27 protein-coding genes are annotated in these 25,484 nt (G+C 69.5%); 11 read left to right on the top strand and 16 right to left on the bottom strand.

Annotated elements, in window-relative coordinates; all coding sequences use genetic code 11:
• Window positions 1–92: 92 nt before the first annotated feature.
• Genes EAT49_RS00855 through EAT49_RS00840 form a run of 4 tightly spaced genes read right to left on the bottom strand, consistent with a single transcriptional unit; the run spans window position 93 to window position 3,784 of the window.
• Complete coding sequence (locus tag EAT49_RS00855) at window positions 93–1,331, bottom strand: MFS transporter (RefSeq protein ID WP_123640342.1); 1,239 nt, start codon at window positions 1,329–1,331, stop codon at window positions 93–95.
• Window positions 1,328–1,693, bottom strand: coding sequence for a potassium channel family protein (locus tag EAT49_RS00850; protein ID WP_123640340.1), 366 nt, complete (start codon window positions 1,691–1,693; stop codon window positions 1,328–1,330). The genes EAT49_RS00855 and EAT49_RS00850 overlap by 4 nt, the downstream gene beginning before the upstream one ends.
• Window positions 1,690–2,331: a DsbA family oxidoreductase gene (locus EAT49_RS00845; protein WP_123640338.1), complete on the bottom strand. Its 642-nt coding sequence runs from the start codon at window positions 2,329–2,331 to the stop codon at window positions 1,690–1,692. The genes EAT49_RS00850 and EAT49_RS00845 overlap by 4 nt, the downstream gene beginning before the upstream one ends.
• Window positions 2,318–3,784, bottom strand: coding sequence for a class I adenylate-forming enzyme family protein (locus tag EAT49_RS00840; protein ID WP_123640337.1), 1,467 nt, complete (start codon window positions 3,782–3,784; stop codon window positions 2,318–2,320). Before EAT49_RS00840 ends, EAT49_RS00845 begins: the two co-directional genes overlap by 14 nt.
• Before the next feature lie 66 nt (window positions 3,785–3,850).
• Between EAT49_RS00840 and EAT49_RS00835 the strand changes: the two genes are divergently transcribed.
• Entirely contained in the window at window positions 3,851–4,474 is a 624-nt protein-coding gene (locus tag EAT49_RS00835) for a helix-turn-helix domain-containing protein (RefSeq protein ID WP_123640335.1), read from the top strand.
• A 167-nt stretch (window positions 4,475–4,641) separates the two neighbouring features.
• On the opposite strand, the gene EAT49_RS00830 is transcribed toward EAT49_RS00835, so the two are convergent.
• The 9 genes from EAT49_RS00830 to EAT49_RS00790 all read right to left on the bottom strand — a co-directional run bounded on the left by EAT49_RS00830 (window position 4,642) and on the right by EAT49_RS00790 (window position 12,318).
• Window positions 4,642–5,943, bottom strand: coding sequence for a branched-chain amino acid ABC transporter permease (locus EAT49_RS00830; protein ID WP_123640333.1), 1,302 nt, complete (start codon window positions 5,941–5,943; stop codon window positions 4,642–4,644).
• Entirely contained in the window at window positions 5,940–6,944 is a 1,005-nt protein-coding gene (locus EAT49_RS00825) for a branched-chain amino acid ABC transporter permease (protein WP_123640795.1), read from the bottom strand. Before EAT49_RS00825 ends, EAT49_RS00830 begins: the two co-directional genes overlap by 4 nt.
• 130 nt (window positions 6,945–7,074) lie before the next feature.
• The gene (locus EAT49_RS00820; protein WP_123640331.1) at window positions 7,075–7,569 is read right to left on the bottom strand and encodes a hypothetical protein; all 495 of its coding nucleotides are present in this window, start codon (window positions 7,567–7,569) and stop codon (window positions 7,075–7,077) included.
• 112 nt (window positions 7,570–7,681) lie between these two features.
• Complete coding sequence (locus EAT49_RS00815; RefSeq protein WP_185020600.1) at window positions 7,682–8,542, bottom strand: ABC transporter ATP-binding protein; 861 nt, start codon at window positions 8,540–8,542, stop codon at window positions 7,682–7,684.
• Between the two features lie 3 nt (window positions 8,543–8,545).
• A complete protein-coding gene (locus tag EAT49_RS00810) occupies window positions 8,546–9,139 on the bottom strand; it encodes a hypothetical protein (RefSeq protein ID WP_123640329.1) in 594 nt (197 codons plus the stop codon).
• On the bottom strand, window positions 9,136–9,648 hold the full coding sequence (locus EAT49_RS00805) for a hypothetical protein (protein WP_185020599.1): 513 nt from the start codon (window positions 9,646–9,648) through the stop codon (window positions 9,136–9,138). The genes EAT49_RS00810 and EAT49_RS00805 overlap by 4 nt, the downstream gene beginning before the upstream one ends.
• The gene (locus tag EAT49_RS00800; RefSeq protein ID WP_123640326.1) at window positions 9,645–10,169 is read right to left on the bottom strand and encodes a hypothetical protein; all 525 of its coding nucleotides are present in this window, start codon (window positions 10,167–10,169) and stop codon (window positions 9,645–9,647) included. The genes EAT49_RS00805 and EAT49_RS00800 overlap by 4 nt, the downstream gene beginning before the upstream one ends.
• Window positions 10,166–10,957: an ABC transporter ATP-binding protein gene (locus EAT49_RS00795; RefSeq protein WP_123640793.1), complete on the bottom strand. Its 792-nt coding sequence runs from the start codon at window positions 10,955–10,957 to the stop codon at window positions 10,166–10,168. The genes EAT49_RS00800 and EAT49_RS00795 overlap by 4 nt, the downstream gene beginning before the upstream one ends.
• 167 nt (window positions 10,958–11,124) lie before the next feature.
• On the bottom strand, window positions 11,125–12,318 hold the full coding sequence (locus tag EAT49_RS00790) for an ABC transporter substrate-binding protein (protein WP_123640325.1): 1,194 nt from the start codon (window positions 12,316–12,318) through the stop codon (window positions 11,125–11,127).
• A 149-nt stretch (window positions 12,319–12,467) separates the two neighbouring features.
• Here EAT49_RS00790 and EAT49_RS00785 point away from each other — a divergent pair, with 149 nt between their 5' ends.
• A complete protein-coding gene (locus EAT49_RS00785; protein WP_123640324.1) occupies window positions 12,468–12,914 on the top strand; it encodes a hypothetical protein in 447 nt (148 codons plus the stop codon).
• A 43-nt stretch (window positions 12,915–12,957) separates the two neighbouring features.
• On the opposite strand, the gene EAT49_RS00780 is transcribed toward EAT49_RS00785, so the two are convergent.
• The gene (locus tag EAT49_RS00780; protein ID WP_123640323.1) at window positions 12,958–13,962 is read right to left on the bottom strand and encodes a GlxA family transcriptional regulator; all 1,005 of its coding nucleotides are present in this window, start codon (window positions 13,960–13,962) and stop codon (window positions 12,958–12,960) included.
• Window positions 13,963–14,142: 180 nt separating this feature from the next.
• Here EAT49_RS00780 and EAT49_RS00775 point away from each other — a divergent pair, with 180 nt between their 5' ends.
• Window positions 14,143–15,513 carry a class II 3-deoxy-7-phosphoheptulonate synthase gene (locus tag EAT49_RS00775; protein WP_123640322.1) on the top strand — a complete coding sequence of 457 codons (1,371 nt, stop codon included), beginning with the start codon at window positions 14,143–14,145 and terminating at the stop codon, window positions 15,511–15,513.
• Window positions 15,514–15,548: 35 nt separating this feature from the next.
• On the opposite strand, the gene EAT49_RS00770 is transcribed toward EAT49_RS00775, so the two are convergent.
• Window positions 15,549–16,223 carry a PAS domain-containing protein gene (locus EAT49_RS00770; RefSeq protein ID WP_123640321.1) on the bottom strand — a complete coding sequence of 225 codons (675 nt, stop codon included), beginning with the start codon at window positions 16,221–16,223 and terminating at the stop codon, window positions 15,549–15,551.
• 170 nt (window positions 16,224–16,393) lie between these two features.
• Here EAT49_RS00770 and EAT49_RS00765 point away from each other — a divergent pair, with 170 nt between their 5' ends.
• Genes EAT49_RS00765 through EAT49_RS00750 form a run of 4 tightly spaced genes read left to right on the top strand, consistent with a single transcriptional unit; the run spans window position 16,394 to window position 19,626 of the window.
• Window positions 16,394–17,278, top strand: a complete 885-nt coding sequence (locus EAT49_RS00765) for a YicC/YloC family endoribonuclease (RefSeq protein ID WP_246003714.1) — start codon at window positions 16,394–16,396, stop codon at window positions 17,276–17,278.
• 4 nt (window positions 17,279–17,282) lie between these two features.
• Window positions 17,283–17,921 (top strand): guanylate kinase, encoded by a 639-nt coding sequence (gmk, locus tag EAT49_RS00760; RefSeq protein ID WP_123640319.1) that lies wholly within the window; start codon window positions 17,283–17,285, stop codon window positions 17,919–17,921.
• Window positions 17,921–18,442, top strand: a complete 522-nt coding sequence (locus EAT49_RS00755) for a gamma carbonic anhydrase family protein (protein WP_123640318.1) — start codon at window positions 17,921–17,923, stop codon at window positions 18,440–18,442. Before gmk ends, EAT49_RS00755 begins: the two co-directional genes overlap by 1 nt.
• Complete coding sequence (locus tag EAT49_RS00750; RefSeq protein ID WP_123640317.1) at window positions 18,439–19,626, top strand: trans-sulfuration enzyme family protein; 1,188 nt, start codon at window positions 18,439–18,441, stop codon at window positions 19,624–19,626. Before EAT49_RS00755 ends, EAT49_RS00750 begins: the two co-directional genes overlap by 4 nt.
• Here the strand turns inward: EAT49_RS00750 and EAT49_RS00745 are convergent.
• On the bottom strand, window positions 19,592–19,984 hold the full coding sequence (locus tag EAT49_RS00745; protein WP_148078722.1) for a hypothetical protein: 393 nt from the start codon (window positions 19,982–19,984) through the stop codon (window positions 19,592–19,594). The genes EAT49_RS00750 and EAT49_RS00745 overlap by 35 nt on opposite strands.
• A gap of 182 nt (window positions 19,985–20,166) precedes the next feature.
• Here EAT49_RS00745 and EAT49_RS00740 point away from each other — a divergent pair, with 182 nt between their 5' ends.
• From EAT49_RS00740 to pstA, 4 genes are all read left to right on the top strand, one after another.
• Window positions 20,167–21,234 carry a sensor histidine kinase gene (locus tag EAT49_RS00740; RefSeq protein ID WP_123640315.1) on the top strand — a complete coding sequence of 356 codons (1,068 nt, stop codon included), beginning with the start codon at window positions 20,167–20,169 and terminating at the stop codon, window positions 21,232–21,234.
• Between the two features lie 238 nt (window positions 21,235–21,472).
• A complete protein-coding gene (locus tag EAT49_RS00735) occupies window positions 21,473–22,507 on the top strand; it encodes a PstS family phosphate ABC transporter substrate-binding protein (protein WP_123640314.1) in 1,035 nt (344 codons plus the stop codon).
• 146 nt (window positions 22,508–22,653) lie between these two features.
• Window positions 22,654–24,135, top strand: coding sequence for a phosphate ABC transporter permease subunit PstC (gene pstC / locus EAT49_RS00730; RefSeq protein WP_123640313.1), 1,482 nt, complete (start codon window positions 22,654–22,656; stop codon window positions 24,133–24,135).
• The gene (gene pstA / locus EAT49_RS00725; protein ID WP_123640312.1) at window positions 24,135–25,484 is read left to right on the top strand and encodes a phosphate ABC transporter permease PstA; all 1,350 of its coding nucleotides are present in this window, start codon (window positions 24,135–24,137) and stop codon (window positions 25,482–25,484) included. Before pstC ends, pstA begins: the two co-directional genes overlap by 1 nt.

Raw genomic sequence — 25,484 nt, 5'->3', positions numbered from 1 at the left:
GCGGGGATATTTCAGGCCAGAAGAAGCCGGGGTGAGGCGCTTCGGGCCGCACGGCGCGCATATCGGGGCACTGGCCCGGTCGGGACCTGCTGTCAGTCCGGATCGGTGTCGCGGCGGATCTTCGTCGTGAGCCAGAGGGCGAGCGCGGCGAGGGTGAAGGTGGCGAGCGCGTGGGGCAGGGGCGTCCCGTCGAAGGCGAGACCCACGGGCACGGCGATCGCAACGGCGCCGAGGGTGCCCACGGCGCTCACCACAGTGGCTGCAAGCCCCGCGACATGGCCCATCGGCTCCAGCGCCAGCGCGTTGAGATTGCCGATGCAGAGCCCGGCCTGGAAGAACAGGCTGACCGTCCAGATCACGTAGAGCGGGAATTCCACCGCCTGCGGCAGGGGCAGGGCGAGCACGGCGATCATCGTGGCGGAGAACGCGATCTGTGCGGTGAACATGCCCTTGATCATCGCCCGCATGCCCAAGGTCACCACATAGCGCGCGTTCACGAAGCTGGAGCTCGCGGCCAGCACCGCGATCAGGCCGAACCAGAGGTGAAAGCTGTCGCCCCGGCCGTAGGTCTGGTCGAAGGCGAGCTGGGTGGTCTGCAGCGTGGCGAAGAGCATTCCGAGCACGATTGTCTGCACGATGGTCGAGAGCCGCGCGGTGGGATGGGCCCACATCTCGCGCAGGGCGGCGGCGATATCGGTCGGGCTGTAGCGGCGGCGGGCGGCCTCGGGCAGGGTCTCGGGCTGACGCAGGGCGAGCCAGGCCGCGCCGAGAAGCGCGAAGACCACGAAGGCGGGAAAGATGCCGCGCCAGCCCACCGTGGCGATGATGCCGTAACCGAGCGTGGGCGCGATGGCCGGGACCAGCGCGAAGACCATCATCACGAAGGACAGTGTCCGCGCCATCTGCCGCCCGGAATAGAGATCGCGCACCATGGCCATGGCCGCCACCCGCGGCGCCGCGGCGCCGAGGCCCTGGATCAGCCGCGCCGCGAGCATCGTCTCCAGCGTGGGCGCGGCCCAGGCGAGAAGCGCACCGCCGATATAGAGCACCGCCCCGCCGAGGATGACAGGCTTGCGGCCGAAACGGTCGGACATCGGCCCGGTGATCAGCGTGCCCAATCCCATGCCGGCGATGAAGGCAGACAGGATCAGCTGCGCGCGATTGGGCGCCGCGGCCGACAGCTCGGCGCCGATCTGCGGCAGGGCGGGCAGCATGGCGTCGATGGAGAAGGCCACGGTCGCCGTGAGCATTGCCACGAGGGCGATGAACTCGATCTCCGAGAGGCGTCGTCGGGGGTCGGTCGCCGCGGCGGGCCGGGTGGTGTCGGTCATCGGTCGTCCTCGTCCGCCGGTTTCTGGCGCGCCTGCTGCCGGTCGTGGCGCTTCTGACGCTCGGCCTCGGCGCGGCGCAGCGTGCGCCGGGTCTCGGCCTTGCGGATGATGGCGAACTGGCCCAGCTGCTGGATCGCCACCACCACCACCGCGATGCCGAAGAAGATCAGGACCGTCGTCGCGATCTTTCCCAGCGCCGTTGCGGGGATGAGGTTGCCATAGCCCACGGTCGACAGGGTCACCACCGTGAAGAAGTAGGACTCGAGCCAGGTCCACCCCTCGACGTGGCGGAAGAACACGGTGCTGCCCGCGACCACGAGGATCACGATGAGCACGAGCAGGAGGGCGCGGCGGCCCGTCACGGCGCGGAGTCGTCCGGCCCGTCCATCAGTTCGGCGATGACCCGACGCCAGAGCTCGGGGGGCTGCGCGCCGGGCACCGCATGGCGGCCGCCGACGATGAAGGTGGGCACCGCCGTCACGCCCATCTCGCGGACGCGGGCCTCGCGTTCGGCGATCTCCTCCCGGTCCGCGTCGCTGGCCAGGAGCCGCAGCACCACCGCCGCGTCCATGCCCGCGCCGTCGGCCACGTCCGCGAGCACGTCGGTCTCCCCGATGTCGCGGCCGTCGCGGAAATAGGCCTCGAAGAGGCGCTGGACGACGAAGCTCTGGCAGCCCTCGATCCCGGCCCAGTGGATCAGCCGCTGGGCGTCGACGGTATTGGGCACCCGGGTGATGCCGTCGAGGTCCAGCACCACGCCCGCTGCCTCGGCCCGCTCGCGCACCGCCCTGTAGGCGTCGCCGCCGGCGGGATCGCCGAACTTGGCCCGAAGATAGTCGGCGCGGTCCATGCCTCCGGGCGGCATGTCGGGATTGAGCTGGAACGGGTGCCAGACGATCTCGAACGGGTTGCCCGCGGTCTCGAGCGCGCGGTCGAGCTGGGTCTTGCCGATCAGGCACCAGGGGCAGATCGGATCGGAGATGATGTCAAGCCTGACCATGGTCGGCCTCCCAATGGGTTCTGAGCGTCCGGCGCTGGAGCTTGCCGTTCGCGCTGCGGGGCAGGGTCTCGCGGTGGATGTAGAGGCGGGGGTGCTTGTAACGGGCGAGACGCGTCGCGGCATGGGCCGCGAGCGTCGCTTCGTCGAGGGGCGTACCGGTGTAGAAGAGGCCGATGACCGTGGTGTCGGGGCGGGGGCGGAGATCGCAGGCTGCGGCCTCCTCGATGCCGGGATGGGCCTCCATCGCGGTCTCGATCTCGAGGGGCGAGACCCTGAGCCCGCCGGCGTTGAGCATGTCGTCGGCGCGCCCCTCGTAGATCAGGGCGCCCTCTTCGGTTTCGCGGGCAAGGTCGCCGGTGAGGAACCAGTCGCCGTCGAACCGGGCGGCGGTCTCTTCGGGCGCGTTCAGATAGCCCAGCATCAGGCCGGGGTCGCCGCGATGCACGGCGATCTGGCCGGAGCGCAGCGCCGTGCGCCGGCCCTGCTGGGGAAAGCCGAGGGTCCCCGGGGGTGCCGGGCGCAGGGGTGAGCCCGACACGAAGGTGGAGCATTCGGACAGGCCGTAGGCCTCGTGGAGCGCCGTGCCGGTGGCTGTCGCCCAGGCCCTGCGGATCGTCTCGGGGAGCTTCTCGCCCGCCGAGAGACCGTGGCGGAGGGTCGGCAGGGTCGGCAGGGGCTGCCGCAGCATCCGGCGGAAGACCCCGGGTGCGGCCGCGAAGATCGTGGCGTCATGGCGGCGCAACAGCAGCGGCAGAAGATCGGGGGCGCTGCCGGCTGCCGGGATGAGCGCGGTCGCCCCGAGCGTCCAGGGGTCCAGAAGACCGGTGCCGAGCGTGAAGGTCCAGTTGAAGGCGCCGGCATGGAGGAGGCGGTCCGACGGCAGGAGGCCGGTCCAGCCAGCGTGCATGGCCGCGCGGGCGAGGATCGCACGGTGGGCATAGACGACGCCGCGGGGGCGGCCGGAGGTGCCCGAGGTGTAGACGATGTAGCCCGGCCGCTCGGGATCCCCCCGGTGCCAGGGTGCAGGGGGCAGGGCGGCCATGGTCCGGAGGGTCTCGCCGGCGAGGACCGGGGCCGGATGGTCGGGCAGGGCGGGGCCCTCGCCCGCGAGGACCGCGGCTGGCGCGAGGTCCGCGGCGATGGCGGTGATCTCGGGCACGGTCAGGGCGGCGGAGGTCGGCACGGGCACGAGGCCGGCCGCGATTGCGCCGAGGAAGGCGACGGGGAACCCCGGCGTGTCGCCGAGGCGCATCAGCACGCGGTCGCCGGGGACGAGGCCCGCCTCGAGAAGGCCGGTCGCGGTACCGCGAACCGCGGAGATCAGCCGCCCGTAAGACCAGCGGTCGGCGCGGGAGGGGCCGAGGACGCAGAGCGCCACCCGGTCGGGCATGGCCGCGCCTGCGGCCAGCACATGCTCCGCAAGGTTGAAGGACACGGCAGGGGGGCGCGGCATGGACAAGGGGCTAGCGCCGGGTGGACGGAGTTGCAAGAATTGAGGCTTGGGGCTACTGGCAGGCGCATGACCACCCGGGATCCCATGAGCCTCATCCGCATCGCCCGCGCCGGGGGGCGCACCGAGCTCGCGCCGCCTCTGGATCTCGGGCAGCGGGTGCGGGCGCTCCGCAAGGAGCGGGACTGGACGCTGGAGCAGGCGGCGCGGGAGGCGGGACTGGCGCGCTCGACGCTCTCGAAGATCGAGAACGGGCAGATGTCGCCCACCTACGAGGCGCTGAAGAAGCTCGCGCTCGGCCTCGGCATCACGGTTCCCCAGCTCTTCACGCCCCCCTCCGACACCTCGGCGGCGGGGCGGCGGGTGCTGACGAAGATGGGAGAGGGGACGGCCCACGCCACGGCCACCTACGAGCATACGCTCCTTGCCGAGGAGCTGAGCCAGAAGCGGATGCTGCCCTACCGCGCCCGCATCCGCGCGCGCAGGATCGAGGAGTTCGACGGCTGGGTCCGGCACGACGGGGAGGAGTTCCTCTATGTGCTGACCGGGGAGATCCGTCTTTACACCGAGTTCTACGAACCGGTGGACATGCGTCGTGGCGACAGTGCCTATTACGATGCGGCCATGGGGCACAACGTGGTCTCCGTCAGCCCCGAGGATGCGACGATCCTCTGGGTGACGTCGCTGGCGTAGCCGAGGCATGCGGTGCGGCCCGCTGGGCCGCGCTGCCTGTGCCGGCCCCCGCCTCCGGCGGAGCCCGGCGGAGGGGGCGCTGCCCCCTTCGTCGAAGGCCCGGGGCTTTCGACGCCCCCGGGATACTTCAGGCCAGAAAAACCGGAGGCGCGGCCCCCTGGGAAGGGTCAGCGCTCGGGGACGAGGCCGCGCGGGCTGAACCGCAGCACCAGGAGCAGGACGAGGCCCATGGTCAGCAGACGCATGTGGGCTGCGGAGCCCATCAGATGGTCCGCGAGCGCGCTGCCCTCGGGCATCAGCGAGGTGACCGCGGCAAGGAGCGCGGCGCCCATGGGCTCCACCTGGACCCAGAGCCACCAGACGAGGAACCCCCCGATCACCGCGCCGTAGTTGTTGCCCGACCCGCCCACGATCACCATCACCCAGATCAGGAAGGTGTAGCGCAGGGGCTGGTATGTGGAGGGCACGAGAAGCCCGTCGAGCGTCGTCATCATCGCCCCCGCCATGCCGCAGACCGCGGAGCCGAGGATGAAGATCTGCAGGTGGCGGCGGGTGACGTCCTTGCCCATGGCCCCGGCAGCGGTCTCGTTGTCGCGGATCGCGCGCATCATGCGGCCCCAGGGCGAGTTCAGCGCGAGCTGGGCCAGGATCAGCAGGGCCACCAGCACGACGGAGAACATCGCCGTGTAGCCGAGCTTGATCGAGATGTTGGCCGCGTCCACCACGCTGACCCCCCAGTCCGAGGCGAAGGCGATGAAGCCCGGATCGGCCTGGAGTTCCACCGCGTCGGGCACCGGGCGGGGGATGTTGTTGACGTTCTTGACGCCGCGCGACAGCCAGTCCTCGCTCTTCAGGATCGCGATGATGATCTCGGCGATGCCGAGCGTGGCGATGGCGAGGTAATCCGAGCGCAGGCCGAGGGCGGTCTTGCCGATGATCCAGGCCGCGCCCGCGGCAAGGAGCCCGCCCACGGGCCAGGCGAGAACCACCGGCAGGCCGAGCCCGCCGAGAAAGCCGGTGGCCGCCGGGTCCACGGCCTCGACCGCGGTCCGCGCCGGATCGAAGACCGAACGGTAGATCGTGAAGCCCACGACGATCACCGCGAAGGTGGCCCATCCCCGCCAGCGGGCCGGCGCCGCCCGGAACGTCAGGATCGCGGCCACGATGGTCGCGGCGCCGAGCGCCATGGCCGCGAGGATGCCGAGGCCCCCCGCCTCCCAGGCCGGGCCCACGGGATCCATGGCGATGAGCACCGTGGCGAGGCCCCCGAGAGCCACGAAGCCCATCACGCCCACGTTGAACAGCCCCGCAAAGCCCCACTGCAGGTTCACCCCCAGCGCCATGATCGCCGAGACGAGGCCCATGTTCAGGATCAGCAGCGCCGAGTTCCAGCCCTGCACCATCCCCGTTCCGAGGATCAGCAGCGCCACGAGCCCCGAAAAGAGCGGAATGCGAAGGGAGTTGCTCATACGGCCTTGCCCTTGAAGAGGCCCGTGGGCCGGATCAGCAGCACCACGATCAGGATGATGAAGGAGACTGCAAACTTGTATTCCGTCGCCAGAAGCTGGACGAGGCCCGCGGGTTCCCATGCCTCCGGCAGGAGGTAGGAGAGGATCTTGCGCAGCGGATAGGTGATCGCGACCTCAGCGAAGGCGATGATGAAACCGCCCGCGATGGCTCCGATGGGCGAGCCCAGCCCGCCGACGATGGCCGCGGCGAAGATCGGCAGCAGGAGCTGGAAATAGGTGAAGGGCTTGAAGGTCTTGTCGAGTCCGTAAAGCGTGCCCGCGATGGTCGCGAGCGCGGCCACCAGAAGCCAGGTCACCATGACGACCCGTTCCGGGCTGATGCCCGACAGCAGGGCCAGGTCCTCGTTGTCGGAGAAGGCGCGCATCGACTTGCCGGTGCGGGTGCGGTTCAGGAACCAGAAGAGCGCCGCGACGACGATGATCGCGGTCACGATGGTGATGGCCTGGGTGGTCCGGAGCGCGAGGCCCTCGTCGAGGCCGGACCAGTCGCGGAAGGCGTTCGCCGACAGGATGAAGCGCTCGCCATCGGCGAAGCGCTGGTCGTCCACGCCGATCACGAAGCGGGTGAGACCGTTGTAGACGAACATCACCCCCATGGAGACGATCACGAGGATCACCGGCGCCGCCCGCTGCGCGCGGTAGAAGCGGTAGACGAAGCGGTCGGTCAGCAGGAGCAGCGCGGCCGCGCCCAGGATGCCCACGGGCATGGCGATGAGGGCGGTGGGCAGGGGGCCGAGGCTGACGCCCGCCGCCTGCAGCGCCCAGGTCAGGAGGATCGTCACCATGGTGCCGAAGGCCATGGTGTCGCCATGGGCGAAATTCGAGAAGCGCAGGATGCCGTAGATGAGCGTGACGCCGAGCGCGCCGAGCGCCAGCTGCGCGCCATAGGCGGTGGCCGGGATGACCACGAAGTTCATAAGCGCCACGAGGGCGTTCAGCATATCCGTCAAGCTCAGCGTCCCCCGCCCCCGGACGGGTCGTCGCGACGACCCGGATCAGGCAGCGGTTGTAGGCCGTGGCCGGGGAGGCTGCAACGAAAAACCCGGACGGTGCGGGGCCACGACGCCGCGATCAGGCGTCGCCGTCGTCCTCGCCGATGGGAAGGCAGGCGCCTTCGAGCGTCGAGACGAGTTCGCTGTTGACGAAATAGGCGAGTTCGGAGGTCAGATCGGGCAGCAGGGTCAGCACGTATTCCGACGACCCGAGCGACAGGAAGGCGCGGGTGCTGTCGTCCCGGTCGCGGGCGGGTTCGAACACCGGCACGATCTGGATGCCCCAGTGCACGCTGCCCTGCTGGTCGGCGCCGAACTGCTGGGTGCCGCCCGCACCGGAGTCGCTCCCCTCGACGACCGTACCGGGGGTCTGGTCCGCCCCGTCGTTCGCATTTCCTTCGCCCTCGACCGCCACCTGCGGCGCGAAGAGGGTCAGACCGGTCTCGTGAGGGGCGCAAAGCCCATCGGGCACGCAGGCCCGGACATAGGCGCAGGCGTAGCTCTCGGCCGCGGCGGGACCGGCGAGGACGGCCATCGCGGCGGCGGCGGGCAGGGCAGGGAACAGGCGGGTCATCGGCGAAACATCCGTTCTGGGGCTCGTTCCGCAGGGATCGTGAGTGCCCAATGGGTCGCGAATGGGGCGCGGGCGCGGCGTCGGTGTGGCGATCGTCCGGGCGAGGCCGGTGTCAGCCGCCGAGGAAGCTCTTGCGCACCTCGGGGTCGGCGAGGAGTTCGCGCCCGGTGCCGGTGAAGGCATTGCGGCCCTGGACCAGCACATAGCCGCGGTCGGCGATCTCGAGGGCCTGGCGGGCATTCTGTTCGACCATCAGGATCGGGATGCCGGTGCGGCTGACCTCGATGATCCGGTCGAAGAGCTCGTCCATGACGATGGGGCTGACGCCGGCGGTGGGCTCGTCGAGCATCAGCACCTTGGGCCGGGTCATCAGCGCGCGGCCCACGGCGACCTGCTGGCGCTGTCCGCCCGACAGCTCTCCGGCGGGCTGGCGGCGCTTGTCGCGCAGGATGGGAAAGAGGTCGTAGACCTGCTCCATGGTGGGGCGGATGTCGTCGCGGCGCAGGAAGGCGCCCATCTCGAGATTCTCCTCGACGGTGAGCGAGGTGAAGATGTTGCGCACCTGCGGCACGAAGCCCATGCCGGCGGCGACGCGGTCCTGGGGCGAAAGGCGGCTGATGTCCTGGCCGTCGAGCACGACCCGGCCCTCGCGCAGGTCGAGCATCCCGAAGACGGCCTTCATCGCCGTGGACTTGCCCGCGCCGTTGGGGCCCACGATCACGGCGATCTCGCCCGGGTCCACCGAGACGGTGCAGGCGTGCAGGATATCCGCCCCCCTGCCATAGCCGCCGGTCATGTCGATTCCGGCGAGAAAGGCCGTCTCGGTCGAGGGCGTGGCCTCGCCCTTCAGCGACGAGGACATGCTCGCCCCGTCGCGCGGATTGGCGATGGAGCGGTCCTTGTTGCCGCGGTCGGAATAGGCGTCGGTCACAGGCTCGTCCTCCGTCGTGCCGTCCCGGGCGGGAGGGCACATGGCTCAGCCGCCGGGCGGCATCGGGTTCAGCGGGCGCGGATCGGGGCGGTCCGAGGGCACCGTCCAGAGATCCGGATCGCGGGGCGGCGGCAGGCGCAGGGCGGCAAGCGCCGCGTCATGGGTGCGGGCATGATCGGCCGTGAAGGCTGCGCCGGTATCGTAGGTCAGCACGTAGACGGCAAAGCCGTCGCCCAGCACCACGGTATCGGCCACGGTCACCGCCTCGTCGCCATCGCCCAGCGCATAGACGACCTGCTCGGCGGCGCGGTCGGTGAGGGCGACGCGGTCGCGCGCCAGCTCCGGCAGGCCCTCCGTGAGACCACGCTCCGCGGCGAGAAAGGCGTCGAGCTCGCGGCGCACGAACCACGGATCGGTCGTGGCGGAGGCCGAGAGCACGGCCACCTCCACCCTGAGGCCGTAGGGGCCGAGCGCGGCCAGAAGCGCGGTGCCGTCGGGCGTCTGCTCGATCGCATCGGGAGCGAGACCTGCCGCGGCGCCGCAGAAGGCCACGCCGGAGGGCAGGGCGGTGCAGCCCTCTTCGGCCCGCAGGTCGAGCCCCACGATCAGCGCGAGCGCGAGAACGGCCGGGAGCTTCACGGACGCACCCCCAGGGCCGAGATGGCGTCCCTGTGGAGCGCGGAATGGGTTTCGTCGAGATATTCCGCCTCGGCGCGCGTCTGGATCAACGCCACGCCGCCGCCGGTGGACACGATGGTAAGCGCGAAGACCAGCGGCTCGTCGAAGCTGCCCGACACGAAGGCGACGCGCAGGGCGAGGCCGGCGCCGGTCTCGGGGCGGTCCTCGAGGATCGGCCGGAAGGCGGACAGGTCGTCGCCGATCAGCCGCTCGGCCATGTCGGTCACCGTCAGGCGCAGCTCCTCCGCGGAAGGGTCCTCGGGCACCTCGACGGCCTGGATCGAGAGGGTGACGTCTCCGGATGTCAGGGTGAGGCCGATCTCCGCCGTCTCGAGCGGAACGCCCTCCCATCCGGTGCCCCCGGGACAGAAGGCAAGGTCCGCGCCCAGCTCGGTGCAGCCCTCCTGCGCGAAGGCCGCCGCCGGCCCGATAGCGAGGCCGAGCGCGAGGACCGGCAGCATCGGTCTCAATCCACGCCCTCCAGGCCGCGCAGGGCCTCGAGCGCGGCGGCCGCGAAGCCGGAATGGGCCTCGGTGACGTAGCCGGCCTCCCGGACGCCGGTCTGGACGAGGAACGTGCCCGCCGGCGCGCCGACCAGGGTCACGGTGATCGCCGAGATGCTGTCGCCGCCCCCGACGAGGAAGGCGAGACGCGCGGTCTCGGCGCCGGGATGCGCCGGCCGGTCCTGGAGGAGCGGCTGCATCGCGTCCATCCCGCGGTCGAGGAAACTCTGCGCCACCTCGTTCGCGGCCTCGCGCAGGGCCTCCGGTGTCAGCCGCTCGGGATCGTGGCGCATGATGGTGACGAGCTGCACGGTCCCGGCGTCCGCACCCTGGATGCGGGTCTCCATCTCCGCGAAGGTCCAGCCGTCGAAGACCTCGGCGTCCGGGCAGAAGCTCACCGTCGTGCCGGCGAGGTCGTAGCATTCCAGCGCGGCAAGAGGCGGGGCGAGGAGCGCGAGACCGAGGGAGGGCAGGAGCGTCCGGATCACGCGCCGGCCCCCGCCAGCTTGCCCTTGTTCTTGAGCCCGGTGCCGAGATAGGCCTCGATCACCTGCTCGTTGGCCTTGATCTCGTCGAGCGTGCCTTCGGCAAGCACCTTGCCCTCGGCCATGCAGATGACCGGGTCGCAGAGCCGTCCGATGAAATCCATGTCATGTTCGATCACGACGAAGGTGTAGCCGCGCTCCGCGTTCAGCCGAAGGATGGCGTCGCCGATCGTGTTCAGCAGCGTGCGGTTCACGCCGGCGCCCACCTCGTCGAGGAAGACGATGCGGGCGTCGACCATCATCGTGCGGCCCAGTTCCAGCAGCTTCTTCTGGCCGCCCGAAAGGTTCCCCGCCTTCTCGTCGGCCAGATGATCGATGGTCAGGAAGTCCAGCACCTCGTCGGCCTTCTGCGCGAGGGCGCGTTCCTCCTGCGCGATGCGTCCGCGGTGGAACCAGGCGTTCCAGAGCGTTTCCCCGGACTGGCCGCCGGGCACCATCATCAGGTTCTCGCGCACGGTCATGGAGCTGAACTCGTGGGCGATCTGGAAGGTGCGAAGCAGGCCCTTGTGAAAGAGCTGGTGCGGCGGCAGGCCGGTAATGTCGTCGCCGTCGAGGATCACGGAGCCCGACGTGGGCGGCAGCAGCCCGGCGATGACGTTGAAGAGCGTGGACTTGCCCGCGCCGTTGGGACCGATGAGACCGGTCACAGAGCCGCGCGCGATCTCGAGGCTGGCGCCGTCGACGGCGCGAAAGCCGCCGAAGGCCTTCACCACGTCGCGCACCTCGATCATCGGTCCGGCCATCCCTGTCCCCTTCGCCCCTCCGCGGTCCCGTCCGCGGTATCCTTCATCCTGCCCCGGAAAACACTGCGGTGCATGGATAAACGGCGCGGGGTATGCCCCGCGCCGTCAATTGGGTCAAGACCGGCCCCGCACGGGGACCGGCAGGCCGTCCGGCCTTACTTGAATTCGACCGTTTCGTAGGCGGAATCGGTCACCGTGTAGTGGCGATAGGTGCCGGCGGCTTCACCGGGTCCGATCAGTTCCACGTTGGTGGCGCCGACATAGTCGATCTCGCCCCCGTCGGCGAGGATCTGCAGCCCGCGGGCCAGCTCGCCCGGCAGGATCGGCTCGCCCGGCGCATTGGCCACGTTCATGATGTTGGCGGCGATGGCGGCGGGGGTCGCCTCTCCGCCGGCCTGCATCGCGAGCGCGATCAGGGCCGCGGCGTCATAGCTCTCGCGGGTGAAGGAGCTGCCGAAGTTGATGCCCGCGGCCTCTGCGGCGTCGTTGAACGCATCGGTGCCTTCGCCTTCGGCCCAGGGCACGGCGCCCATGGAGCCTTCCATCACGTCGCCCAAGCTGGCCAGCAGGGCCTCGCCATACATGCCGTCGCCCATCAGGAAGGTGTCGAAGGCGCCGGTGTCGGTCGCGGCCTGGATCATGCCCGCGCCGCCGCCGTCGGAATAGCCGAGCACGGCCAGCACCTCGCCGCCCGCGGCGTCGGCCGCGGCGACCTCGGCGGAATAGTCCGCCTTGCCGTCCTCATGGGGCGCGGCGATCGTCACGGTGCCGCCCATCGCCTCGAAGGCCGCGGTGAAGCTGTCCGAGAGGCCCTTGCCGTAGTCGGAATTGGTGTAGCTCACCGCCACTTCTGACACGCCGGCGTCCATGGCGATCTGCGCCAGCACCTCGCCCTGGCGGGCGTCGGACGGAGCCGTGCGGAAGAAGAGGTCGTTGTCCTCGGCCGTGGAGAGCGCGGGCGAGGTGGCGGAGGGCGAGATCATCGGGATGCCGTTCGGCACCGCGACGTTCGAGAGCACCGCGCCGGTCACGCCGGAGCAGTCCGCGCCCATGATCGCGACGACGCCGTCCGAGGTCACGAGACGCTCGGCCGCGGCGGTGGCGGCGGCGTTGTCGATGCAGGTCGAATCCGCGCGCACGGACTCGAGCATCATGCCGCCGAGCACGCCGCCGGCCTCGTTGATCTCGTTGATCGCGAGTTCGGCCGAATCGGCCATGTGGGGCGTCAGGCTTTCGATCGGGCCGGTGAAGCCCAGGATGACGCCGATCTTGACGGTCTCACCGTCGGACTGGGCGAAGGCCATGCTGCCGGCGAGGGTCGCCGCGGAGGCGAGAAGCAGTCTTTTCATTCAGTTACTCCCTGATGGAACCGTTATTCCATCCGGAAACCTAAAACGGCCCGCCGCAAAAGGAAAGAAGCAGCGTAGCGGCGGGCAGACGCTTGGCCCGGCGCGCACCCGGGGCTAGCCTTCCGCGAGCGATATCACCGGAGGTTCCGATGCCCGTCGACGCCACAGCTTCCCCCCGCGCCGCCCGACTCGCCGCCGTTCTCGCCCTCTGCCTCGGACAGTCCTCCGCGGCGGAGCCCATCGTGCCCGCCGTCTTCGCCGATTACGACAGCTACGAGAGCTATGTCGTCGACACGATCAGCGTCCGCGACTTCGCCGGACTGGTGGTGGCCCTCGGAGGGGGCAACGAATACTCCGCCGAGGAGCTCGTGGCGGTGAACGCCCAGCTCACCCGGGCCCTGCCGAGAGATTTCGAGAACCAGTCGCTCATGAGGGCGGTGGATCACGGGAACGGGTTTCGCGAGGAGGCGCGGGCGTTCTGGACGGGCAAGCAGTACGGCTACTTCTACGCGCTGCTGCACGACCGGGGCGAAGAGCTCGTCGTGATCCGCTTCGAGGTGAACACGAGCGCGGGCTACATCATGCAGCAGTTCTGATCCCGCGCCGCGGGAGGCCGTCCGCCCTGATCCCCTCGGGCCCTCAGACCGCCATCCGCGCCCCGTGGGCGCCGCGTTCGCGATAGGGCGTCGTGTCGTAATGGGCGCGGTAGCATTTCGAGAAATGCGACGGCGAGGTGAAGCCGCAGGCCAGCGCCACGTTGATCACGCTCATGTCGGTCTGCATCAGCAGGTTCCGCGCCTTCTGCAGGCGCAGCTCCATGTAGTAGCGCTTGGGCGAACGGCTGAGATAGCGCCGGAACAGCCGCTCGAGCTGCCGCGTGGACATGCCCACGTCCCGCGCGAGGATCGAGGGGCTGATCGGCTCTTCTATGTTGTGCTCCATCATCTGGATGACCTGGCTGAGCTTCGGGTGCCGCACGCCGATCCGGGTGGGGATCGAGAGCCGCTGGGTATCCTGGTCGGTGCGGATCGACGAATAGATGAGCTGGTCGGCCACGGCCGTGGCCAGCTCCTCGCCATGGTCGTCCGCGATGATCTTCAGCATGAGGTCGATGGAGGCGGTGCCGCCCGCGGTGGTGATGCGGTTGCCGTCGATCACGAAGACCGATTTCGTCAGCGTCACCTCGTCGAACTGCTCGGCGAAGCTGTCCTGGTTCTCCCAGTGGATCGTCGCCCGCCTGCCCTCGAGCAGCCCCGCCCTGGCGAGGCTGTAGCCCGCGGTGCAGAGCCCGCCCATGGTCACCCCCTTGCGCGCCTCGCGCCGGAGCCAGGAGATCAGCCGCTTCGTCGTGGCCTGCTGCACGTCGATGCCGCCGCACAGAAGGACCGTATCCTCCCGGTCGAGCTCGCCGAGGTCCATGGTCAGCGCCAGAGAGATGCCGGCCGAGCAGGTCGCCGTCTCGCCGCCCTCGCCGGACAGCTCCCAGGAATAGAGCTCCCGCCCCGCCATGCGGTTGGCGATGCGGAGGGATTCCACCGCGCAGGAGAAGCAGAGCAGCGTGAACCGGTCCAGTAGCACGAAGACGAAGCGGCGCGGCCTCGACGGCGGATCCGCGATGGGGACCGTCTGTATCTCGATGTCCATGGCGGGAGGTCCAGGCTTCCGAAAACGTCGCGGGACCACATCAGCTTTCCCCGCCCGGATCAAGGGAAGCCCGGCCGCGCCGCCGCTTTTCGCGGTTGGCGCTGGGGGTTGACCGGTCTATAGGAGGCGCCCGGAGCCCCATGGCCGGATGCGCATGGGACCAGACGCGGGAGACCAGACATGAGCGAGTGGCAGAAAACCGACTGGCGCAGGAAGCCTCGGGTGCAGATGCCCGATTATCCCGACACCGCGGCGCTGAACGCGGTGGAGGAGAAGCTCTCGAAATATCCCCCCCTCGTCTTTGCCGGCGAGGCGCGCCGCCTGCGCAGCCACCTCGCCAAGGCCTCCCGCGGCGAGGCGTTCCTGCTGCAGGGCGGCGACTGCGCCGAAAGCTTCAAGGATTTCAGCGCCGACGCGATCCGCGACACCTTCAAGGTCATGCTGCAGATGGCGATGGTGCTGACCTACGGCGCCAAGGTTCCCGTCATCAAGGTGGGCCGCATGGCGGGCCAGTTCGCCAAGCCGCGCTCTGCCCCGACCGAGATGAAGGGCGACCTCGAGCTGCCGAGCTACCGCGGCGACATCATCAACGAGCTCGACTTCTCCGAGGCCGCGCGGCTGCCGAACCCCGAGAAGATGCTCCAGGCCTACACCCAGGCCGCCGCCACGCTGAACCTCCTTCGCGCCTTCTCCACCGGTGGCTTCGCCGACGTGCACCGGGTGCACCAGTGGACGCTCGGCTTTACCGACCGCGAGGAGAGCGAGCAGTACCGTGCCATGGCGGACCGGATTTCCGACACGCTCGACTTCATGAACGCCGCCGGCCTCAACGGCGACACCAACCATGAACTGGCCACGGTGGAATTCTACACCTCGCACGAGGCGCTGCTGCTGGAATACGAGGAGGCGCTGACGCGGATCGACTCCACCTCCGGCAAGTGGCTGGCCGGATCGGGCCATTTCATCTGGATCGGCGACCGCACGCGGCAGCCCGACGGCGCCCATGTGGAATTCTGCGCTGGCGTGCAGAACCCGATCGGGCTGAAATGCGGACCCTCGATGACCTCGGGCCACCTCAAGGCCCTGATGGCGAAGCTGAACCCGGGGAACGAGGCGGGGCGGCTGACGCTGATCACCCGCTTCGGCGCGGGGGCGGTGGGCGAGCATCTTCCGCGGCTGATCAAGGCCGTGCAGGAAGAGGGCGCCAACGTCGTCTGGACCTGCGACCCGATGCACGGCAACACGATCAAGTCGGCGACGGGCTACAAGACGCGTCCCTTCGATTCGGTGCTGCGCGAGGTGCGGGAATTCTTCGATGTGCACCGCGCCGAGGGCACGATCCCGGGCGGCGTGCATTTCGAGATGACGGGCGCGGACGTCACCGAATGCACCGGCGGGGTGCGCGCGGTCACGGACGAGGATCTCTCCGCCCGCTACCACACCGCCTGTGATCCGCGGCTCAACGCCTCGCAATCGCTGGAACTCGCGTTCCTCGTGGCCGAGGAGCTGACCGCGCGGCGGGCGACCCTCACCGCGGCCCGCGCGGGCTGAGACGGCCGACCGGGGCCGGGGCGCGCGGCCCGGCCTCAGTCGTTGTCGACCACCAGTCTGAGGAACGGACGCTCCGCCTCTGCGAGTCCGGGTTCTGCGAGTCCGGGTCGCGACGGTGCACGACGTAACCGTGCGGCCGGGATGCCGGGTCGGTCTCCCCGGCGCCGGGTCGGACCGGTCAAGGTCACGGTCTCGAGGCGCATCGGCCCCGGCGCGATCTCGAGCGACAGGCGGCCCGGTCTCGTGCGCCCGGAGACGGCGAGCACGCCGACCGCATGGATCACCGCCCCGTCGTCGCCGCGGAGCGGCAGCAGAAGCAGCCGCCCCGCGCGACTGCCGAGGCCGAAACGCCCGGGGTTGCGCAGGGGGAGGTCGAGGATCGAGGGATCGTCGAACAGGCGCGCCAGATGGGTCGCAAGCGGTGCGCGCGCGGCGCCCGAAAAGAACACCGACAGCGGCATGCCCCGGGGATCCATGCCCAGAAGCGCGGTCACCTCCCGTCCCGCCACGCGCAGGCGGGCGACGCCGGGCGCGACGCGCGACATCAGGAACGCATGGGGCAGGGCCTCTCCGACCCGGGTGAGGTCGAGGTCCCGGCGCAGCGGGACGGTGCCGGCGTGCTGGCGGAGCTCGGACCATGCGGCCTCGACCTGCGCGAAGACGGCGGCAGACGGGACCGGCGCATCCCCGTTCGGTTCGTGATCGCGCATGTCAGGTGCCTCCCCCACCGCAGTCGGCTTCGATCTTCATTCTTCATTAAGTCTACGCGGGATTCGCGGGAAGATGGCTATCGAAGTGTTAACGGGTTAACGCCTTGCCCCCGTGCAGCTGTCCTCGTAAGTCCGCCGGAGCCGGACGAGCCGATGGGAGCGCTGCCACCGTGACCCTTTCCATGACCGCCTTCGCCAGCCGGCGCGGCACCCACGAGGATCGCAGCTGGGCCTGGGACCTGCGCGGCGTCAACGCCCGCGGGCTCGATCTGCGGCTCCGGGTTCCCGACAGCGTGCCGGGTCTCGAGGCAGCGGCACGGGCCGCGATCTCGGCGCGGCTTGCGCGGGGCGCGGTGACGCTGTCGCTGAAGCTGGGGCGCGACGGGGGGGCGGCGTCGCTGTCGCTCGACGCGACACAGCTCGACCGGGTCCTGGGCGCCTTGCACCGAATCGAGGAGCGGGCGGCGGCCACGGGCCATGCGCTGGCGCCCGCGACGGCCGCCGACATCCTCGCCACGCGGGGCGTGATCGCCACCAAGGAGGCCGAGGACGATGCAGAGCTCCTGCCCGCGCTGATGGCCGATCTCGAGACGCTGCTGGACGAGTTCGTCACGATGCGCGCCAGCGAGGGCGCGGCGCTGGAGCGGCTGATCGAGGGGCAGCTCTCGGAGATCGCGCGCCTCGTCGACGCCGCCGCCGAGGCCGCCGAGGCCCGCCGCGACGAGGCCCGCACCGCCCTGCGCGAGGCTCTGGCCCGGGTGATGGCCGAGGTGGAGGCCGACGAGGCGCGAGTGGCGCAGGAGCTGGCGCTTCTGGCGGTGAAGCAGGACGTGACCGAGGAGATCGACCGCCTGCGCACCCATGTCGCCGCCGCCCGCGCGCTTCTCGCCGAGGGGAAGCCCGTGGGGCGCCGCCTCGACTTCCTTGCGCAGGAGTTCAACCGCGAGGCCAACACGCTCTGCTCCAAGGCGCAGTCGAAGGCGCTGACGGCCCTCGGGCTGGAGCTGAAGGCCGCCATCGAGCAGATGCGCGAACAGATCCAGAACGTGGAGTAAGCCCTTGGCCCGCCGTGGACTTCTGATCATCCTCTCGTCGCCCTCGGGGGCGGGCAAGTCGACCCTCTCGCTGCGGCTGCGGGCCTGGGACCCGACGATCCGGTTCTCCGTTTCCGCCACCACCCGACCTCCGCGCCCCGGCGAGGTGGACGGGCAGGATTACCATTTCCGCAGCGAGGCGGAGTTCAAGCAGATGGTCAGGGAAGGTCGGATGCTTGAACATGCCCATGTCTTCGGCAATTTCTACGGCAGCCCCCGCGGCCCCGTGGAGGAGGCCATCGGGCAGGGCTGCGACGTGCTCTTCGACGTGGACTGGCAGGGCGCGCAGCAGGTGCGCAACTCGCCCCTGAAGGATTCCGTCCTGTCGATCTTCCTTCTGCCGCCCTCCATCACGGAGCTGCGCCGCAGGCTCGAGGAACGCGGCAAGGACACTACGGAAGTTATTGAAAAAAGGATGGAAAAAAGCTGGGATGAGATCAGCCACTGGGACGCCTACGACTATGTCCTCGTCAATGACGATCTCGACGCCACCGAGGCGCAGCTGAAGACCATCGTGACCGCCGAGCGCCTGCGCCGGCCGCAGCAGCCGGGGCTCGTGGACCATGTCCGCCGGCTTCAGACCGAATTCGAGGAGAGCCTGTAATGCTCTATGCCCTGGGCGACCGCCGCCCCGACATTGACGACAGCGCCTGGGTCGCACCCGGCGCCCATGTGATCGGAACCGTGATCCTCGGCGCCGATGCTTCGGTCTGGTTCGGCGCCACCCTGCGCGGCGACAACGAGCCCATCGAGGTGGGGCAGGGCTCGAACGTGCAGGAGAACTGCGTCTTTCACACCGATCCGGGCTTTACTCTGACCATCGGCGCGGGCTGCACCATCGGGCACAAGGCGATGCTGCATGGCTGCACCATCGGGGAAAACACGCTGGTCGGCATGGGCGCCACGATCCTGAACGGCGCGCGGATCGGCGCGAACTGTCTCATCGGCGCGGGCGCGCTGGTCACCGAGGGCAAGGACATTCCCGACGGCAGCCTTGTCATGGGCATGCCAGGCAAGGTGATCCGCGCGCTCGACGAGGAGGCCATCGAGGGTCTGCGCACCTCGGCCCGCCGCTATCAGGAGCGCGCGCGCCTCTTCCGCGCAGAGCTGAGGGCGCTGACATGAGCCCGCGCCGTCCCGCCTGGCCCGGCCATGCCGGCGCCATCCCTCTCGTCTCGCCGCTCCAGCCCTCGGTCGTCTATCGCTCCGCCGATCCCGACGCGCTCGATGCGCAATATGCCAGCGGCGCGGGCTATACCTATGCCCGCGAGGGACATCCCAACGCCGATGTGCTGGCAGGGCTGATCGACGGCATGGAGGGCGCCGATGGCGGTTTCGTCACCGGGTCTGGCATGGCGGCGATTTCGGCCATGTTCCTCGGCCTTCTCAGGGCGGGCGATCATGTCGTGGGGGCGGACCAGCTCTATGGCCGCACGCTCCGGATGATGAACGCCGAGCTGCCGCGGCTGGGCATCGACACCACGCTCGCCGATGTGACGGACGCCGCCGCGATCCGTGCCGCGATCCGGCCTGAGACGAAGCTCGTGGTGGTGGAGGTCGTCTCCAACCCCACCATCCGCATCGCGGACATGGAGGGCATCGTCGCCGCCACGCGGGAGGCAGGTGTGCTTCTGGCGGTGGACAACACGTTCACCACGCCCGCGCTCTACCGTCCCCTTGCCGAGGGCGCCGATATCGTCATCCATTCTGTCACGAAGCTGCTGTCAGGTCATTCCGACACCACGCTGGGCTATGTCGCGGCGCGCGATCCGGCGCTGACCCGTGCGATGTGGGAGGCCAACGAGACCTGGGGCCTCACGCCCTCGCCTTTCGACTGCTGGCTGGCGGAGCGGGGCATGATGAGCTTCGAGCTGCGCCTCGCCCGGGCGGAGGCGAATGCCGAGGCGCTGGCCGAGGCGCTGACGGGGATGCCCGGCGTCCGGCGCGTGCTCTGGCCGGGGCGCGCGGATCACCCGGATCACAACCGCGCCATGGCCGTGTTGGGCGGGCGCGGCGGCAACATGCTCAGCTTCGAGGTCGAGGGCGGCCGCGAGGCGGCGAATGCTCTGGTGCGGGGGGCAGAGGGCATCGCCTTCGCGCCGACGCTGGGGGATGTCTCCACGACTCTGTCGCATCCCGCCTCCTCCTCGCACCGGGCGGTCCCGGCGGAGGCGCGTGCAAGGGTCGGTATCTCCGAGGGCTTCTTTCGCGTCTCCGTGGGGATCGAGCCCCCCGAGGACCTGATCGCCGCCTTCCGGCGCGGAGTCGAGGCGGCTAGTGCGGCGGCGGCGCGGGGCGGCGCAGGGTGACCACGTCGGCGGCGAGCACGACGTCGAAATCGATGCAGGGCGCGGCGCGGCGGACCTCACGCCGCACGAGGCCCGGGTTCGGCAGGTCGTTGGCCACCGCGCGATAGCGTCCGAGGAAGCCGAAACTGGCCAGTTGCTGCGCCACGTCGAGCGCGTCGAAGCCATTGGCCATGAGCGGCGACAGGACCATGTCCACCTCGGGCCCCGTACCGAGAAAGCGGCCCAGCTCGCCGTAGTCGCAGAAGTGGAAGCCGGGCATCTGCGCGGGGCGTCCGCGGTGTCCGCTCCAGGCCGCCCGTGAGCCCACCACGAGAACCACAGGCTCCAGCATGGGCGCTAGCCGCACCGCCTGACACATCGGTCCGTCCCCCTCACCGGCCCATCAGCCCCGGAAGGCTGCCCCAAGGGCCGTTTCTGTCCCTCGGAGATCAGGATTTTCGGTCGCGGGCCGGGCTGTCAACATTTATGTGAGACGGGTCCCGTGCAGCGGAGGGCCTGAGGCAACCGTTTTCCGGGCGGCTCCGGCCATGTGAGGATCAGATGAGCACATTGAGCGATATCGAGGCCCTCGTCTCGGCGATGCCGGTGCCGGTGATCTTTCTCGGCCCCGACGGGCGCATCCTCGCCGCGAACCCGCCGGCGACGGGACTGATGGGGCACGAGGGCAGGGGCCGGCACTACATCACGGCCCTGCGCCAGCCCGAGCTTCTCGACGTGGTGGAGCAGACCTTCGCGGATCACGCACCGCGCAAGACCCGGTATCTCGGCACGGCCGGGCGGCGCGACACGACCTGGCGGGTGACCGCGGCGCCTGCGCGTCTGGCGGGCGGCACCGGGGTGCTGCTGACCTTCGAGGACGTGACGGCGGTGGAGGAGGCGGGGCAGATCCGGCGGGATTTCGTAGCCAACGTGAGCCACGAGCTGCGCACGCCGCTGACGGCCCTGCTCGGCTTCGTCGAGACCCTGCGCGGCCCCGCGCGGGAGGATGCGGCGGCCCGGGACCGCTTCCTCGGCATCATGGAGCGGGAGGCCGCCCGGATGGCCCGGCTGGTGGAGGATCTGCTGTCATTGAGCCGGGTCGAGGAGAACGAGCGGCTGCGCCCGGTGGAGCCGGTGGTCCTGTCGGACCTCGTGCTCGAGGTGGCCGAGATGGTCCGCCCGCTCGCGCTTCAGGCGGGTCTGGAGCTGCGGGTGCGCGTCCCCGACGAACGGGTGGAGGTGCCGGGCGACGCCGAGCAGCTGCGGCAGGTCATCAGCAACCTGCTGGAGAACGCGATCAAGTACGGCCGCGGCGGCCCTGCGGTGGAGCTGTCCCTCGGCAAGCCCCAGCCGGAGAGCCCGCTCCGGACGCAGGGGGTGCGCCTGTCGGTCCGCGATCACGGCGAGGGCATCGCGAGCCACCACATCGCACGGCTGACCGAGCGGTTCTATCGCGTGGACAGCCACCGCTCCCGCGAGGTGGGTGGCACCGGGCTCGGCCTCGCCATTGTCAAGCATATCGTGAATCGCCACCGTGGCCGCCTGCGAATCGAGAGCGAGCCGGGGCAGGGGAGCCGCTTCACGGTGATTCTGCCAAGCGGCGATCCGGGATCGGGCGGCGTCCTCTGACGTAGCGGAACGGCGCCGGGCGGCGGGGTTTCAGGCATGATCGGGGATGATGTCGCGGGTCACACCACAAGATATCGCGCAACCCGCGCCTTCCTGCCGCAATTTACGCGGCGGCTTCCCGGCATGTCATCAAACTTTTACATGAATGTCACATAGGTGAAGCGTCCGATCCATAGCGGTCGCCGCGAGGGGGCGGCCGGGTTGCCGCCCCGCTCGCAACAACTGACAGGAGCTTCCCATGTCCTTTGCGAAACTGACTGCCTCGTCGGTCGCCATCGCGGCTGTCTGTGCGTCCGCCGCCGTCGCCCAGTCGCGCAACAACGTGCAGATCTCGGGTTCGTCGACGGTTCTGCCCTACTCCTCCATCGTGGCCGAGGCGTTCGGCGAGAACACCGACTTCCCGACCCCCGTTGTCGAAGGCGGCGGCTCCTCGGCCGGCCTCGCGCGGTTCTGCGAAGGCGTGGGCGAGAACACCATCGACATCGCCAATGCGTCGCGCGCCATCCGCGAGTCGGAGATCGAGACCTGCGCCGCCAACGGCGTGACCGACATCATCGAGGTCCGCTTCGGATATGACGGCATCGTCTTCGCGAGCCAGATCGACGGCCCCGAGTTTACCGCCTTCACCCAGGAGCAGTGGTACAACGCGCTGGCCGCCGAGCTGCCGGTGGACGGCGAGATGGTCGCCAACCCGAATACCACCTGGGCCGAGGTCGATTCGTCGCTGCCCGACGTCGCCATCAACACCTTCATCCCCGGCACCCGTCACGGCACGCGCGAAGTGTTCGAAGAGAACGTGCTTCTCGTCGGTTGCGAGGAGTCGGGCGCGCTCCAGGCGATGATCGACATGGGCATGTCCGAGGATGACGCCGAGGGCGCCTGCATCTCCGTCCGCACCGACGGCGTGTCGGTCGACATCGACGGCGACTACACCGAGACCCTGGCCCGCATCGCCGCCAACCCCGACGGCATCGGCGTGTTCGGCCTGTCGTTCTACGAGAACAACACCGACACCCTGAAGGTCGCCACCATGGGCGGCGTCGCGCCCTCGACCGAGACCGTCGCCTCCGGCGAATATCCCGTGTCGCGTCCGCTGTTCTTCTACATCAAGGCGGCCCACATCGGCGTGATCCCCGGCGTGAAGGAATACGCCCAGTTCTTCATGTCCGACGAGATCGCCGGCCCCGGCGGCCCGCTGTCGAACTATGGCCTCGTGCCCGACCCGGCGATCGCCGAGACCCAAGCGAAGATCGAAGCCGAAGAGACCCTCTGAGGTCCCATGCGGGAGCGGCCCCCGGGCCGCTCCCGCACCCGTCGCGCGGACGAAAAACGCGCATCGGATCCCGCCGCGGTCGCGGGACAGGCTGACCGGACCCCGGGCGGTCGACCGCACCACGAGATGTCCCCGCAGGAGCCTTCATGCCCGCCTTCTGGATCCTAATCATCGTCTTTGCCGTCGCGGCCGCGGGCTACGTCCTCGGACGCAGGCGCGCGATGGTCTCGGCGGGGGGCGACATCCGCAACCTGCACTCGCTGCCGGGCTTCTACGGCACCAACGTCGCCCTGAGCGGCCTTGTCGCGGCACTCGTCGTTCTCGCCGTCTGGACGGTGGCGCAACCCGTGCTGATCGAGCGTTCCGTCGCCAACAGCCTGCCGCCGGACTCCTATGCCTCCACCGCCGAACGCTCGCTGATGATGGCCGATGTGCGCCGGGTGGCGAACGGGCTGGATCAGGCCGTCGAGCAGGGCGCGATGACCGAACAGGCCTCGCGCGATATCCGGACGGAGTTCACCGATATCCGCACCCGGCTCGGCGAGATCGGGGTGGCCCTGGGATCGAACGTCACGGCCGCGACCCTGCGGGCCGCGCAGCGATACCGCGCCATGTCCGCGACCGGCGATCTGTGGAAGACGATCCTGGTCCTCGCGCTGTCGCTGGGCGGCACGGCCATCGCGCTCGCCCGGACCAACATGGACTTCCGCGCCCGCCCCACGGTGGAGCGCGGCGTGCTCGTCCTCCTGATCGCGGCGGCCTGCATCGCCATCGCCACGACCCTTGGCATTCTCTTCTCGCTGATCTTCAACACGATCGAGTTCCTGCGGCTTTTCCCGCCTGCGGAGTTCTTCTTCGGCACCACCTGGTCGCCCTCGTTCACGGGGCGCGGCGGCGGCTCTCAGCTCGGCATCCTGCCACTCTTGTGGGGCACGCTCTACATCTCGGTCGTCGCGCTGCTGGTGGCGGTTCCGATCGGCCTCTTCGCCGCGATCTACCTGTCCGAATACGCCTCGCCCACAGTCCGATCCTTCGCCAAGCCGCTCCTCGAGGTGCTGGCCGGCATCCCCACCATCGTCTACGGCCTTTTCGCCCTGCTGACGGTCGGCCCGCTCCTCGTGGACGTCTTCGGCGCCGGCGGCCTGCTGGGCGTAGGCTGGATGCGCGGCGGGACCGCGGTGATGACCGCCGGCCTCGTCATGGGCATCATGCTGATCCCCTTCGTGTCCTCGCTGTCGGATGACATCATCAACTCGGTCCCCCAGGCGATGCGGGACGGCAGCCTCGGCCTCGGCGCCACCCATTCGGAAACCGTGCGGCAGGTTGTCCTGCCCGCCGCCTTGCCGGGCATCGTGGGCGCCATCCTGCTGGCTGCGAGCCGCGCCATCGGCGAGACCATGATCGTCGTGCTCGGGGCAGGGGCCGCGGCCGCCCTGTCGCTCAACCCGTTCGAGGCGATGACGACGATCACCGCCAAGATCGTCAGCCAGCTGACGGGTGACGCCGATTTCACCTCGCCCGAAGCGCTGGTCGCCTTCGCCCTGGCGATGACCCTCTTCGTGATCACCCTCGGCCTCAATGTCCTCGCACTCTGGATCGTGCGCCGTTACCGGGAGCAGTACGAATAATGACCGACGCGACAGCGCCCCTTCCCGCGGCCCGTGCGACCGGCAGGAAGTCGAGTTCCATCCTCGAGCTCGACGCCCGAACACGGCGCCGCAACGCCGCCGAAGCGCGGTTCAAGACATACGGAATCATCGCGATCTGCCTCGGGCTCTTCTTCCTCGTCTGGCTGCTCTCGGCCATCGTGCGCAACGGCGTGCCGGCCTTCACCCAGACCTTCGTGACGCTCGAGATGGAGCTGAGCGCGGAAGAGGTCGCCGCCGCCGAAGCCTCGGTGGTCAAGACCTCGGCCTACCGCGACATGATCCGCGCAGAGCTGATCGAACAGATGGAGCTCAACGGCATCGAGACCGACATGACTCCCGAAGTCCTCGGTCAGCTTCTGTCCTCGGGGGAGGCGAACCAGCTGAGGACTTGGGTTCTCGAGAACCCGTCGTCCATGACCGAGGGCGCAACCGTGACCCTTCCCTTCCTCGCGGCGTCGCGGGTGGACGGCTATGCGAAGGGGCGCGTGACCCGGGAAAGTCTCGCGCGGGACTCGAACCTCTCGCCCGCCCATCTCGACCTCGTCGACCAGCTCGAGGAGGCGGGCATCGTGGAGCGCCGCTTCAACCTCGCCTTCATCACCGGCTCCGACGCCTCGGACGCGCGGCCCGAACAGGCCGGGATCGGCGTGGCGATGCTGGGCTCGTTCTTCATGATGCTGGTGGTGCTGTTCCTGTCGCTGCCGATCGGCGTGGCGGCCTCGATCTACCTCGAGGAATTCGCGCCGAAGAACCGGATCACCGATTTCATCGAGGTGAACATCTCCAATCTTGCGGCGGTGCCCTCCATCGTCTTCGGCATCCTCGGCCTCGCGATCTTCATCCAGTTCATCGGCCTGCCGCAGTCCGCGCCTCTCGTGGGTGGCCTCGTGCTGACGCTGATGACTCTGCCCACCATCATCATCTCCACACGGGCCTCGCTGAAGGCGGTGCCGCCCTCGATCCGCGACGCGGCCCTCGGCGTCGGCGCCTCCAAGATGCAGTCGGTGTTCCACCACGTCCTGCCGCTGGCGATGCCCGGCATCCTCACCGGCACGATCATCGGCCTCGCGCAGGCCCTGGGAGAGACCGCGCCGCTGCTCCTCATCGGCATGGTCGGCTTCATCGCCTCGAACTACCCCGACGGCGTGGCCTCGGGCTTTCTCGATCCGAACTCGGCGATGCCCGCGCAGATCTACGAATGGGCCAAGCGGGCGGACCCCGCATTCTACGAGCGCGCCTGGGGCGGCATCATCATCCTGCTGGGCTTCCTGCTGACCATGAACATCATCGCCATCATCCTTCGCCGCCGCTTCGAGCGTCGCTGGTAA

It is taken from the genome of Histidinibacterium lentulum, assembly GCF_003789055.1.
GTDB classification, from domain to species: domain Bacteria; phylum Pseudomonadota; class Alphaproteobacteria; order Rhodobacterales; family Rhodobacteraceae; genus Oceanicola; species Oceanicola lentulus.
This window is presented reverse-complemented; position numbering and strand designations above follow the sequence as displayed.

Excerpts from the sequence above, each read along its gene's own strand:
- EAT49_RS00745 (WP_148078722.1), bottom strand. The coding sequence starts at position 19,984 with ATGTGTCAGGCGGTGCGGCTAGCGCCCATGCTGGAGCCTGTGGTTCTC.
- EAT49_RS00835 (WP_123640335.1), top strand. The coding sequence starts at position 3,851 with ATGACCACCCGGGATCCCATGAGCCTCATCCGCATCGCCCGCGCCGGG.
- EAT49_RS00820 (WP_123640331.1), bottom strand. The coding sequence starts at position 7,569 with ATGACCCGCCTGTTCCCTGCCCTGCCCGCCGCCGCCGCGATGGCCGTC.
- EAT49_RS00840 (WP_123640337.1), bottom strand. The coding sequence starts at position 3,784 with ATGCCGCGCCCCCCTGCCGTGTCCTTCAACCTTGCGGAGCATGTGCTG.
- EAT49_RS00735 (WP_123640314.1), top strand. The coding sequence starts at position 21,473 with ATGTCCTTTGCGAAACTGACTGCCTCGTCGGTCGCCATCGCGGCTGTC.
- EAT49_RS00790 (WP_123640325.1), bottom strand. The coding sequence starts at position 12,318 with ATGAAAAGACTGCTTCTCGCCTCCGCGGCGACCCTCGCCGGCAGCATG.
- EAT49_RS00795 (WP_123640793.1), bottom strand. The coding sequence starts at position 10,957 with ATGATCGAGGTGCGCGACGTGGTGAAGGCCTTCGGCGGCTTTCGCGCC.
- EAT49_RS00815 (WP_185020600.1), bottom strand. The coding sequence starts at position 8,542 with ATGTGCCCTCCCGCCCGGGACGGCACGACGGAGGACGAGCCTGTGACC.
- EAT49_RS00755 (WP_123640318.1), top strand. The coding sequence starts at position 17,921 with ATGCTCTATGCCCTGGGCGACCGCCGCCCCGACATTGACGACAGCGCC.
- EAT49_RS00750 (WP_123640317.1), top strand. The coding sequence starts at position 18,439 with ATGAGCCCGCGCCGTCCCGCCTGGCCCGGCCATGCCGGCGCCATCCCT.
- EAT49_RS00855 (WP_123640342.1), bottom strand. The coding sequence starts at position 1,331 with ATGACCGACACCACCCGGCCCGCCGCGGCGACCGACCCCCGACGACGC.
- EAT49_RS00740 (WP_123640315.1), top strand. The coding sequence starts at position 20,167 with ATGAGCACATTGAGCGATATCGAGGCCCTCGTCTCGGCGATGCCGGTG.
- EAT49_RS00785 (WP_123640324.1), top strand. The coding sequence starts at position 12,468 with ATGCCCGTCGACGCCACAGCTTCCCCCCGCGCCGCCCGACTCGCCGCC.
- EAT49_RS00825 (WP_123640795.1), bottom strand. The coding sequence starts at position 6,944 with ATGCTGAACGCCCTCGTGGCGCTTATGAACTTCGTGGTCATCCCGGCC.
- EAT49_RS00845 (WP_123640338.1), bottom strand. The coding sequence starts at position 2,331 with ATGGTCAGGCTTGACATCATCTCCGATCCGATCTGCCCCTGGTGCCTG.
- EAT49_RS00780 (WP_123640323.1), bottom strand. The coding sequence starts at position 13,962 with ATGGACATCGAGATACAGACGGTCCCCATCGCGGATCCGCCGTCGAGG.
- EAT49_RS00775 (WP_123640322.1), top strand. The coding sequence starts at position 14,143 with ATGAGCGAGTGGCAGAAAACCGACTGGCGCAGGAAGCCTCGGGTGCAG.
- pstA (WP_123640312.1), top strand. The coding sequence starts at position 24,135 with ATGACCGACGCGACAGCGCCCCTTCCCGCGGCCCGTGCGACCGGCAGG.
- EAT49_RS00770 (WP_123640321.1), bottom strand. The coding sequence starts at position 16,223 with ATGCGCGATCACGAACCGAACGGGGATGCGCCGGTCCCGTCTGCCGCC.
- pstC (WP_123640313.1), top strand. The coding sequence starts at position 22,654 with ATGCCCGCCTTCTGGATCCTAATCATCGTCTTTGCCGTCGCGGCCGCG.
- EAT49_RS00830 (WP_123640333.1), bottom strand. The coding sequence starts at position 5,943 with ATGAGCAACTCCCTTCGCATTCCGCTCTTTTCGGGGCTCGTGGCGCTG.